The sequence below is a fragment of the Plantactinospora sp. B5E13 genome, assembly GCF_039871775.1.
Taxonomy (GTDB): domain Bacteria; phylum Actinomycetota; class Actinomycetes; order Mycobacteriales; family Micromonosporaceae; genus Plantactinospora.
This window is the reverse complement of the sequence record NZ_JBDPLT010000045.1, coordinates 54,301-65,669: the sequence shown is the minus strand read 5'-3', so window position 1 is coordinate 65,669 and position 11,369 is coordinate 54,301. Positions and strand designations below refer to the sequence as shown.

9 protein-coding genes are annotated in these 11,369 nt (G+C 70.9%); 4 read left to right on the top strand and 5 right to left on the bottom strand.

The window, feature by feature from the left end; genetic code table 11:
• Positions 1-568 precede the first annotated feature (568 nt).
• Entirely contained in the window at positions 569-1,870 is a 1,302-nt protein-coding gene (tyrS, locus tag ABGB05_RS29440) for a tyrosine--tRNA ligase (RefSeq protein ID WP_347657182.1), read from the bottom strand.
• 194 nt (positions 1,871-2,064) lie between these two features.
• On the opposite strand from tyrS, the gene ABGB05_RS29435 reads away from it, so the two are divergent.
• The 3 genes from ABGB05_RS29435 (at position 2,065) to ABGB05_RS29425 (ending at position 5,584) form a co-directional block, all read left to right on the top strand.
• A complete protein-coding gene (locus tag ABGB05_RS29435) occupies positions 2,065-4,281 on the top strand; it encodes an alpha-galactosidase (RefSeq protein ID WP_347657181.1) in 2,217 nt (738 codons plus the stop codon).
• Between the two features lie 64 nt (positions 4,282-4,345).
• Positions 4,346-4,468 carry a hypothetical protein gene (locus tag ABGB05_RS29430; RefSeq protein ID WP_347657180.1) on the top strand — a complete coding sequence of 41 codons (123 nt, stop codon included), beginning with the start codon at positions 4,346-4,348 and terminating at the stop codon, positions 4,466-4,468.
• A gap of 177 nt (positions 4,469-4,645) precedes the next feature.
• Complete coding sequence (locus ABGB05_RS29425; protein WP_347657179.1) at positions 4,646-5,584, top strand: sulfite exporter TauE/SafE family protein; 939 nt, start codon at positions 4,646-4,648, stop codon at positions 5,582-5,584.
• Between the two features lie 91 nt (positions 5,585-5,675).
• Here the strand turns inward: ABGB05_RS29425 and ABGB05_RS29420 are convergent, their stop codons facing one another.
• Positions 5,676-6,386 (bottom strand): FKBP-type peptidyl-prolyl cis-trans isomerase, encoded by a 711-nt coding sequence (locus tag ABGB05_RS29420; RefSeq protein ID WP_347657178.1) that lies wholly within the window; start codon positions 6,384-6,386, stop codon positions 5,676-5,678.
• A 185-nt stretch (positions 6,387-6,571) separates the two neighbouring features.
• Here ABGB05_RS29420 and ABGB05_RS29415 point away from each other — a divergent pair, with 185 nt between their 5' ends.
• Positions 6,572-7,951, top strand: coding sequence for an MFS transporter (locus ABGB05_RS29415; RefSeq protein ID WP_347657177.1), 1,380 nt, complete (start codon positions 6,572-6,574; stop codon positions 7,949-7,951).
• A gap of 18 nt (positions 7,952-7,969) precedes the next feature.
• On the opposite strand, the gene ABGB05_RS29410 is transcribed toward ABGB05_RS29415, so the two are convergent.
• The 3 genes from ABGB05_RS29410 to ABGB05_RS29400 form a co-directional block, all read right to left on the bottom strand.
• A complete protein-coding gene (locus ABGB05_RS29410; protein WP_347657176.1) occupies positions 7,970-9,346 on the bottom strand; it encodes a GH1 family beta-glucosidase in 1,377 nt (458 codons plus the stop codon).
• Positions 9,347-9,545: 199 nt separating this feature from the next.
• A complete protein-coding gene (locus ABGB05_RS29405; RefSeq protein WP_347657175.1) occupies positions 9,546-10,385 on the bottom strand; it encodes a carbohydrate ABC transporter permease in 840 nt (279 codons plus the stop codon).
• The gene (locus ABGB05_RS29400) at positions 10,378-11,367 is read right to left on the bottom strand and encodes a sugar ABC transporter permease (RefSeq protein WP_347657174.1); all 990 of its coding nucleotides are present in this window, start codon (positions 11,365-11,367) and stop codon (positions 10,378-10,380) included. Before ABGB05_RS29400 ends, ABGB05_RS29405 begins: the two co-directional genes overlap by 8 nt.
• Between the last annotated feature and the right edge of the window lie 2 nt (positions 11,368-11,369).

Sequence of the window (11,369 nt, the reverse complement as noted above, 5' to 3'; positions counted from 1 at the left end):
CAACAAATTAAACACTTGCTGCCAAACAAACAATTTGGCACTGGCTTATCAAGCACCCTGTTGAGTTCTCAAAGAACAAACACACACCGACCAGCAGATCCTAAGACCAACCACTCGGGGCTCTTGCCTCCGCCTCGCGTTTCCGTCCGGCGGCTCTTTCTACGTTAGCGGACCGTTTTCGCTTCGTCAAACCGCTTTCCGGCGGTTCAAATCCCACTCATTCGATCAACTATTTCCATGATCGCGGCACAGCTCATCGAGTGAACCGTGATCAAGGATTTCGGCAGTCCGGCCGCTCGTGGAGTCACCCACACGCTCGCCCGGGCTCACTGCCGACCATGAACTCTACTCGGTCAGGTCCGCAACACCAAATCGCCACTCGTGCGATCCGGGTCACCCCGCCCGCCAGGCCCGTCGCGAACCTGCGCTCGTCGACGTACCCGGTACCTCACCTGCGGTCCGGCCGCTTTGCGCGTTTCGCGCTCTTCGTCCGTTCCCCGCGGGCAGAGAGAAAATTACGCGGTCCGGGGATCCGACGTCAAATCTGCCGGTGGCATTCCCCGTCACATCATCGACCGGCGGCCAACTCCACCCCGGCGAACGTACGCTTTCCGCGCCGCAACACGAGGAACCGACCGTGCAGCAGCGTCTCCGGGGAGATCGCCGCCTCCGGATCCGTGACGCGCTCGTTGTTCACGTACGCGCCGCCCTCGGAGATCGCCCGGCGTGCCTCGTTGAGGCTGCCCACCAGACCCGCCTCCCGGAACAACGCCGCGACCGGTGGCAGGGACTCCAGGCTGACCAGTCCCGCCTCGGCCAACGCCGCGCGTAGCGTCTCGGGCCCCAGCTCCTCGAGCGACCCCCGACCGAACAGGGCCTGACTCGCGGCCACCGCCTGCCGGGCCTCCTCGGCGCCGTGGACCAGCGTGGTCAGTTCCTCGGCCAGGGCACGCTGCGCGGCCCGGGCCGCCGGCCGCTCCGCCGTCGCCTTCTCCAGTTCCTCGATCTCCTCGTGGCCGCGGAAGCTGAAGTACCGCAGCAGCTGCCCGATATCCCGGTCGTCCGTGTTGAACCAGAACTGGTAGAAGGCATACGGGCTGGTCATGGTCGGATCCAGCCAGATCGCGCCGCCCTCGGTCTTGCCGAACTTGGTCCCGTCCGCCTTGGTCACCAGCGGCGTGACGAAGGCGTGCACCGGACCCACGCCACGGCGGCGGACGTAGTCGACGCCGGCGGTGATGTTTCCCCACTGGTCGGAACCACCGAACTGCAGGGTGCAGCCGTACCGCTGGTGCAGCTCGTAGAAGTCGTTGGCCTGGAGCAGCTGGTAGCTGAACTCCGTGTAGCTGATCCCGGTCTCCAGTCGGGCCTTGACCACCTCCCGGGCCAGCATCCGGTTGACCGGGAAGTGTTTGCCCACGTCGCGGAGGAACTCGGCGACCGACATCGCCCCGGTCCAGTCCAGGTTGTTGACCGGTTGTGCCGCGTTCGCCCCCTCGTAGGAGACGAACGGCGCGAGCTGGTGACGGATCCGCTCGACCCAGCTGGCGACCACCTCGGGACTGTTCAGGACCCGTTCACCGCGCTCGTTGGGGTCGCCGATCAGTCCGGTGGCGCCACCGACCAGCAACAGCGGACGGTGACCGGCCAGTTGCAGTCGTCGGGCGGTCAGAATCTGCAGCAGGTTGCCGATGTGCAGGCTGGGGGCGGTGGGGTCGAAGCCGACGTAGAACGTCGCCGGGCCGGCGGCGAAGTGCTCCCGCAACTCGTCGGGACCGGTCGAGTCGAACATCAGGCCACGCCACCGCAGGTCGTCGAGAACGGCGACCAGGCCGGCGGTGGTGGCGGGAGAGAGGCTGCTATCCGTCACGGTGCCGATTCTCCACCATCCCGACGGCCGACCCGTACCCGGTTTACCATCCGGGCCGTCGGCTCCCGGCCGGACGCCCGGGGCCGGACCGCCGGCAGGCCTCCGGAGCGGCGCCCTACGTTGACCGGGCTGGACCGCGGAGGCAGGCTACCCGGGCCAGGTGCTGAGAGATCTTTCGCGTCCGGAGGTACGCCGTGACCGTTCCCCGTCAGATCCACCACACCGAACCGGCCGGTGACCAACGCGTCGGAATGACCGACGGTGACGCCGGCGACCTCGTCCACCTGCGCCGGGCCGGGGTCAGTCTGCTGCTGGCCTGCGTGGACGACGGCCTGCCGGTGGTACTGCACTGGGGTGCCGATCTCGGCGCGCTGACCGGACCGGAACTCACCGACCTGGCCACCGCGCTGCACCGACCGGTCCGACGCGGCGCGCCGGACGGACGGCCGGTGGGCATCGTGCCGGAGCACACGTACGCCTGGTTCGGCCTGCCTGGTCTCTCCGGTCACCGGGCCGGCCAGGACTGGTCCCCCCGGTTCATCCGGACCGGGCTGCGCTCGGTCGAGGACTCCGCCGAGGGGGCCGACGGCGTCCTGGTGACCGCCCGGGACGAGACCGCCGCCCTGGACCTGACCATCGAGATCGGCCTTGATCAGGGCGGGCTCGTCGGGCTTCGCGCCGAGGTACGCAACCTGGCGGCCGAGCCATACCAACTCGACGGGCTGACGGTCGGGCTTCCGGTGCCGCCCCGGGCGGACGAACTGCTCGACCTCACCGGCCGGTGGTGCCGGGAGCGGGTGCCCCAGCGCCACCCGCTCACCGTCGGTACCTGGCTGCGGGAGAGCCGACGCGGCAAACCCGGCCTGGACGCCACCCTGCTGCTGGTGGCCGGCACGGCCGGCTTCGGTTTCCGGGCCGGGGAGGTGTGGGGGCTGCACGTCGGCTGGAGCGGCAACCACCGCATCCACGCCGAACGGACGCCGGAGGGCGAGACGCTGCTGGGCGGTGGTGAGCTACTGCTCCCCGGCGAACTGGTGCTGCAGCCCGGCGACGGGTACCGGACCCCCTGGCTCTACGGCTCGTACGGGGTGGGCCTCGACGACATGTCCGGGCGGTTCCACCAGCACCTGCGCCGGGCGGTCAGCCCGCGACGGCGTACCCGGCCGGTGGTGGTGAACACCTGGGAGGCGGTCTACTTCGACCATCGGCTGGAGCGGCTGACCGCGCTCGCCGACGCCGCCGCGCGGATCGGCGCGGAGCGGTTCGTGCTCGACGACGGGTGGTTCCGGGGGCGCCGGGACGACCGGGCCGGGCTCGGTGACTGGTACGTCGACCCGGACATCTGGCCGGATGGTCTGCACCCCCTGGTCTCCCACGTACGCGGTCTCGGCCTGGAGTTCGGTCTCTGGGTCGAGCCAGAGATGATCAATCCGGACTCGGAGCTGGCCCGGGCGCACCCGGACTGGATTCTCGCCACCGGCGGCCGGATGCCCCGGGCGCAACGTTGGCAGCAGGTCCTCGACCTGGCCAATCCGGGCGCCTACGACCACCTTCTCGACCGGCTCGACACCCTGGTGCGCGAGTACGACGTCGCGTACCTGAAGTGGGACCACAACCGGGACCTGCTCGACGCGGGGCGTCCGCCGACCGGGCGGCCGGGGGTGCACGCGCAGACCCGGGCGCTCTACCGGCTGTTGGACACGCTGCGGGAGCGGCATCCGGGGCTGCAGATCGAGTCGTGCGCCTCCGGCGGCGGGCGGGTCGACCTCGGGATCCTGGCGCGGACCGACCGGATCTGGGGTAGTGACTGCCTCGACCCGCTGGAGCGGCAGTCGATCCAGCGCTGGACGCAGCTGCTGCTGCCGCCCGAGCTGATCGGTTCCCACGTCGGGAAACCTCGCTCACACCACACCGGGCGGACGCACAGTCTCGCCTTCCGGGCCGGCACGGCGCTGTTCGGCAGTTTCGGCGTCGAGTGGGACATCTCGACGATCTCCGCCGAGGAGGAACGGGAGCTCGCCGAGTGGGTCGCGGTGTACAGGCGGCACCGGGACCTGATCCACGGCGGCTCGGTGGTCCGGGTCGACCACCCTGATCCGGCGTTGTGGGTGCACGGGGTGATCGCTCCGGACCGGTCGGAGGCGATCATGGCACTGGTCGGCGTCGGTACCGGACCGACCACCACACCCGGACCGGTACGGTTGCCCGGGCTGGACCTGGACCGCCGGTACCGGATCAGTGCGCTGGCCCCGGAGTCCACCCCAGCGTCGCTGGCCGCCACGCCGGCCTGGCTGACCGGCGCCGGGACCCGGCTCTCCGGTCGGGCACTGGACCACGCCGGTCTGCAGGCCCCGCCGCTGCGTCCGGGAGAACTCGTCCTGCTCCACCTCCACGGCGAGCGAACCGGCTGACCGACCGGCGGGTGGCGACCGCGTACCGAGGCCGGGAACTCTGGTCGGCGTACCAGTCGCGCTGGTGGCGCCCTGGGTGACGGTGGCCGCGGTGGTGGCCGGCGGTCTGCTGCTGGCGCTCGCCGCCGGTGTGCTGCCGGCCCGCCTGATGCTGCGCTGGAGATGGGCACGGGAGTTACGGGGTTGACTACCACGACAACCCGGTAAACAATCCCTATTGGTTAGATGGGGATTAGGCACACCGTCGCCCCCACCCCCGTCCGGACCTGGTCGGACGCTCCGCCGCTCCCTCGTCGGCACCGGTGCCGGCAGCCAGCTCACCGGCCCCGGCCGGCCCCTCAACCACAGACGGGAAGGAACGCCCGTGCGGAAACTCCTGCTCCTCGCCCTGGTGGGACTCGGTGCCCAACTCGTGGACGGCAGCCTCGGCATGGCCTACGGCGTCACCTCCACCACCCTCCTGCTGGCCATCGGCACCAATCCGGCCGCCGCCTCGGCCACCGTGCACCTCGCGGAGATCGGCACCACCCTCGCCTCCGGCGCCGCGCACTGGCGCTTCGGCAACGTCGACTGGAAGGTGGTCGCCAAGATCGGTGTACCTGGTGCGATCGGCGCGTTCGCCGGGGCGACCTTCCTGGCCAGCCTCTCCACCGAGGTGGCCGCGCCGGTGATGGCGCTGCTGCTGCTCGCCCTCGGCGTCTACATCCTGGTCCGGTTCACCGCCTTCGGCATCCGACGGGACCGTCTCGGACTGCCGCTGCGCAAGCGGTTCCTCGCCCCGCTCGGACTTGTCGCCGGTTTTGTGGACTCCACCGGTGGCGGCGGCTGGGGACCGGTCGGCACCCCGGCGATCCTGGCCAGCGGACGGCTCGCGCCCCGCAAGGTGATCGGGTCGATCGACACCAGCGAGTTCCTGGTGGCGGTGGCCGCCAGTGTCGGTTTCCTGGTCGGGCTCGGCAGCGAGAACGTCGACTTCGCCTGGGTCGCGGTGCTGCTGCTCGGTGGGGTGGTCGCCGCGCCTATCGCGGCCTGGCTGGTCCGGCACATCCCGCCACGGATCCTCGGTTCGGCCGTCGGTGGCCTCATCATCGTCACCAACACCCGGACCCTGCTGCGCAGCGACTGGATCGACGCCCCGGACACCGTGCGATACACCGTCTACGCGGTGCTCTACCTGGTCTGGGGGCTCGCGCTGGCCTATTCGGTGCGGCAGTACCGGGCACACCGGGACAGCGAGACCACCGACGCGGTCGAGGGCATCACCGACGGGCGTCCGAAGGAGTCGGTCCCGGTCGGGTCGTGACACCGCTCCGGAAAGGCCATCGGAGCCGGGACACCCTGGCGTCCGGAGACGGAGGGGCCGTGCGCACGGCCCTTCGCACGTCGTGGGCGGATTACCGGGCGGCCAGCACGTCCACCACGAAGCGCAGCGGTCCCTGCGGATAGCCCTCCGGCGGGTTCTGGCCGTACGCGAGGTCGGTCGGGATGTCGAGCCGGACCCGGCTGCCGACCGGTACGCCGACCAGCCCCTGGTCCCAGCCCGGGATGACCTTGCCGACCCCGACCTCGAACTGCGCGGGCTGGCCCTGCCGCCAGGAGGAGTCGAACTCCTCCCCGCTGCCGTAGAAGACACCGACGTAGTTCGCCAGGATGGTCTGGCCGCGCTCGAGCTCCGGCCCCTTGCCCTTGATCAGGGTGGTCACGCCGAGTTCGCTGAGCTCCCCCGTGCCGGCCTCGACGACCGGCGGCTGTCCCAGCCGGGGGTCGAGGTCCGCCTCGGGCCCGCCGGCCGAGGGCGTCGGACCGGTCGTGCCGGGCGGTGTAGGGGTGGGTGCGGTGGTCGGGGCGCTGTCGGCCGGCTGGCTCGCCGCCGGCGCGGCGGTGTTCTCCGACCGGTTGTCCGGATCGTCCCGGAGCACGATGAGCGCGGCGAACCCCAACCCGACCAGGATGACCCCGACGACCGCCCCGATCCAGCGCTGCCGGTGCGCCCGGGTCTCGGCGGCTCGGGCGGCGGCCGCCTCGGCGGCGGCCCTGCGCTCCTGTTTGGTCGGCCGCGACTGGCTCTTGGACCCCGGCTCGGGGGTGTGGACCCGATCACTCATCTGATCTTGGACTCCTCGGTACGTGGTGCGAGCAGGCGGGACGTGGTCGCCCTTCAATGGGCTCCGCACACCGTACCCGCGTCGGCGGGAGCAGGTCCCGCTCGGTCGTACCTCGCCCGACCGGCGGGCCGCAGCCGGTACGCCCGGCAGGTCAGTTCCAATATGGGACTCACTAACCTACGCTGGTGACCAGGCACCGGAGCGGGAACCACGGACAGATCGACGGGAGCGGCATGCGGGACATCCCCCGGGTCGTCTGGACGCTCGCCGCCGGACGCTTCGTCAACGCCGCCGGTTCCTTCGTCGCCTTCTACCTCTTCCTCTACCTCACCGGTCCACGCGGCCTGCCGGTCGGGCCGGCAGGACTGATCAGTGGCGCGTTGGGGGCCGGACTGCTGGCCGGCAACCTCACCGGCGGCTGGTTCGGTGACCGGTTCGGGCACCGACGGACCCTGCTGGTCGCCTCGGCGGTCGCCGGACTGGGGACACTCGCGGTCCCCTGGCTGCCGGCTGTCGTACTGGCAGTGGTCATGCCGGTGGTCGGCTACGCCCACGCCACCTCGGGCGTGGCCCAGGGGGCACTCGTGGCAATGGCCGTACCGCCCGGGGATCGACGTCGTTCGGTGGCGGTCACCCGGGCCGCGTTCAACGCCGGCTGCGTGGTCGGACCACCGGCCGGCGCGCTGCTGGTGACGTACAGCTTCACCTGGCTCTTCGTGATCGACGGTGTGCTGACCCTGCTGGTCCGCGCGGCGACCGCGCGGCTGTTGCCGGCCGACCCGGCGCCGACGGCCGGCGCCGGCACCGGGGTCAGGGCGCTGTGGCGTGCGGTCCGCGCCGACCGCGGGTTGCTGGCCCTGCTGCCGGCCGTGGTGGTCGTGGACGTCGTCTACCGGCAGCTCTACTCCACCCTGCCGGTCCACCTGCGCGACCACGGACAGCCGGTCGGGCTCTACGCCGCACTCATCGCCCTCGGCTCCGCGATGATCCTCTGCCTGGAGATCCCGGTGGCCACGGTGCTGCGCCGGCACTCCGCGCTCGGCATCATCGGCGCCGGGTACGTCCTCGTCGGGCTCGGTTTCGGACTCTTCTCCCTCGGGACGGCGGCCTGGCTCGCGGTCAGCGCGATGGTGGTACTCACCTGCGGAGAGATCCTCTACAAGACGACGGCGACGGCGCACGTCCTCGACGCGGCGCCACCCGCGCTGGTCGGCCAGTACCAGGGCCTCTACCTGGGCGCGGCGACCAGTGGCACGATCCTCGCCCCACCGCTCGGTGCCCTGGTCTACTCGGTCGCGCCCGGCCTGCTCTGGCCGCTCTGCGCGATCGCGGCGGTCACCGCCGGGCTGCTCGTCCGGAGCATCGGGCAGCGCAACCGGGCTCCCGGACGAGCGCGGCCGGCCGCACAGCACAACCGGTTTCCCGAACGAGACGGAGCGGCCGCACAGAACCTGTCCGCCGATCGAGACGGGCCGGCCGACCGGGGACCAGCCGACCCGACGGCCGGGCCGGTGCCGGGTGCCGGGCCCGGACCGCGGTCGACGGTCCGGGCCACCCGGGACTGAGCCCGGTCGGCGAGGTTCTCAGACCGTCGGGGCGGACGACTCCACATCGCCGACGAGCCGCCGGTGTTCGCGGATCAGCTCGGCGTACCGCAGGCCGCTCGCCTTCATCGTCCGCCGCTGCGTCGGGTAGTCGACGTGCACCAGGCCGAACCGCTTGTCGTAGCCGTATGCCCACTCGAAGTTGTCCAGCAGCGACCAGACGAAGTAGCCGTCGATCGGTACGCCCCGGGCAGCCGCCGCAGCACACGCCTCGAGGTGCTGCTCCAGGTGGTCGGTGCGTTCCTTGTCCTCGACGGTGCCCTCCGGGGTGAGCTCGTCGTGCCAGGCCGAACCGCTCTCGGTCACCATGATCCGGTTCGGCGCGTACTCCTCGTGCACCGAGACCAGCAGTTCCTCCAGGCCGGCCGGGTGGACCTCCCAGTCCATCGCGGTGTGCACCGCGCCCAGCACCGGGATCTGTCGGGCGTACGGGACCGGTCCCTGCGGGTCGTCCACGATCACCTGGCGGAAGTAGTAGTTCAGGCCGAGGAAGTCGGTGGGCGTGGCAATGCACTCCAGGTCACCGGGGTGAACCGGGGGCTCGACGCCGTACGTTTCGATCATGTCGGCGGGGTAGCCCCGACCGTACAGCGGGTCGAGCCACCACCGGTTGACGTGCCCGTCGGCCCGGATCGCCGCCGCGACGTCCTCGGGGCGGTCGCTGGCCGGCTCGCACGGGCTCGGGTTCAGCACGATCCCGACCGAGGCGGGCGTCGGCGAGGCGGCCCGGATCGCCGCGGTGGCAAGGCCGTGCCCGAGCAGTACGTGGTGCGAGGTGGCGATCGCCCGGGTCAGGTCCCGCTCACCGGGGGCCATCTTGCCCTCGAGGTGACCGATCCAGGAGATGCAGAGCGGCTCGTTCACCGTCACCCAGTCGGTGACCCGGTCCCCCAGCCGGCCCGCGACCAGGCCGGCGTACTCGGCGAACGCCTCGGCGGTGGCCCGCTCCGGCCAGCCGCCGCGGTCCTGCAGCGCCTGCGGCAGGTCCCAGTGGTAGAGCGTCACCAGCGGCCGGATCCCGACGGTCAGCAGCCCGTCGACCAGCCGGTCGTAGAAGGCCAGCCCGGCCGGGTTGACCGGGCCGGTCCCGTCTGGGACGACCCGCGGCCAGGCCACCGAGAAGCGGTACGCGTCGACGCCGAGGCGGCGCATCAGCTCCACGTCCTCGGGCCAGCGGTGGTAGTGGTCGCAGGCCACGTCGCCGGTGTCGCCGTTGTCGACGGCGCCGGGCACCCGGCTGAAGGTGTCCCAGATGGACGGCTTGCGGCCGTCCTCCGCGGCGGCACCCTCGATCTGGTACGCCGCGGTGGCGACGCCCCAGGTGAAGTGGGGTGGCAACTTGGACAGGTCCGACACTTGTCGACTCTCCTCTTGGTTCTTGCTTGACGCTTCGGTGGCCGGGCCCTGCCGGGCGCAGGTGCGACGGACAGGGCGGGCGTGACGGACAGGGGTGGACGGGTCGCCACGCCGGTGGTCGCCCGGCGGGGCGCGCGCCGTTGCCGGGGCCGGTGTGGTCCCCCGCCGGTCGGTGGTGGTCGGCTCCACCCGCCGGTGCCTACTTCACCGCGCCGGCGGTGAGGCCGGCGACGAAGTAGCGTTGCAGAGCCAGGAAGCCGACGACCACCGGGATGCTCACCACGACCGAGGCGGCCATCGCCTGGTTCCAGAAGACGTTGTACTGGGTGGCGTATCCCTGCAGGCCGACGGCGAGGGTACGGCTGTTCTCGTCGGTCATCACCGAGGCGAACAGCACCTCGCCCCAGGCGGTCATGAAGGCGTACACGGTGACCGCGACGATGCCCGGCACCGCCGTCGGCAGGATCACCCGGAACAGGGTGCGCATCGGCCCGGCGCCGTCGACCTGGGCCGCCTCGTCGAGGCCGCGCGGAATCGAGTCGAAGTAGCCGACCAGCATCCAGATCGAGAACGGCAGCGAGAAGGTCAGGTACGTGATGATCAACCCGAGCCGGGTCGCGTACAGCTCGATCCCGGTGATGTTGCCGAGGTTGACGTAGATGAGGAAGAGCGGCAGCAGGAAGAGGATGCCGGGGAACATCTGCGTCGACAGCACGGTGACCGAGAAGAGCTGCCGGCCCCGGAACCGGTACCGGCTGACCGCGAAGGCGGCGAAGATCGCCACCACCACCGAGACGACCGCGGCGATGCTGGCGACCAGCAGGCTGTTGAGCATGTACCGGCCGAGCGGGACGGTCCGCCACATGTCCAGGAACGGCTGGATGGTCGGTCGGCTCGGGATCCAGGTGAAGGCTCCCTGCACGTCACGCAGCGGCTTCAGCGCCGAGCTGAGCATGACGTACAGCGGGGTGATGACAAACAGGGTCAGCAGGCTGAGCACGATGCGGCGGGCCCAGCGTTCGCCGGTGGTCTCACGCATGGTCCCTCCTGCGGTTCGTGACGACCAGGTACAGCGCCGTGACGACGAGCAGGAAGAGCAGCAGCGCCACGGACATCGCCGACCCGAGACCGAAGTTCCAGGTGACGAAGGAGTTCTGGTAGATGTGGATCGAGATCAGGTCGGCCTCCCGGGGCGCGGCGCCGCCGAAGAGGACGTACGGGGTGTTGAAGTCGTTGAAGGTCCACAGGAAGAGGACCAGCACGAGCACCTGGTTGACCGGGCGGAGCAGGGGCAGCGTGACGCTGCGCAGCCGTCGCCAGAAGCCGGCGCCGTCGATGGCCGCCGCCTCGTAGAGCTCGTTGGGGACGTTCTGCAGTCCGGCCATCAGGCAGAGGAAGGCGAACGGCCAGGAGCGCCAGACCGAGACGATCAGCAGGGACCAGAAGCTGTTGCCGCCGATCAGCCAGAACGGCGCGTCGTCGGGGTCGACCAGGCCGACCTGACCCAGTACGTGGTTCACCAGGCCGGTGTCCCGCTGGAACATGAAGCTCCAGGTGATCACGGCGGTGTAGACCGGCAGCGCGTACGGGGTGAGGAAGAGGGTCCGCAGCAGGGCCCGGCCGCGGAACGGCCGTTGCAGGAAGACCGCGGCGGCGAGGCCGAGCAGGCAGGAGATGCCGACCGAGGCGATCGTGTAGACGATGGTGACCCAGAACGAGTGCACCAGGTCCTTGCCGGTCGCCGAGTCGAAGTCGAAGGTGACCTGGTAGTTGGCCAGTCCGACGTACGGGGCGGTGGACCAGTCCCGGATGTGGAAGCGGGTGAGCTCGAGCAGGCTCATCCAGACCCCGACGAGCATCGGTACGACGTGGATGCCGAGCTCGAGGACGAGGGCGGGGACGAGCAGCAGGTACGGCAGGCGGGACCGTCGCGGCCCGCGGCGGCGCGGCCGGTCGGTGCCGCCGTGCCCGGCCCGCTTCCCGGTGGACTGGACCGGGCCGGGTGCGGTGGTGGTGGCCATCG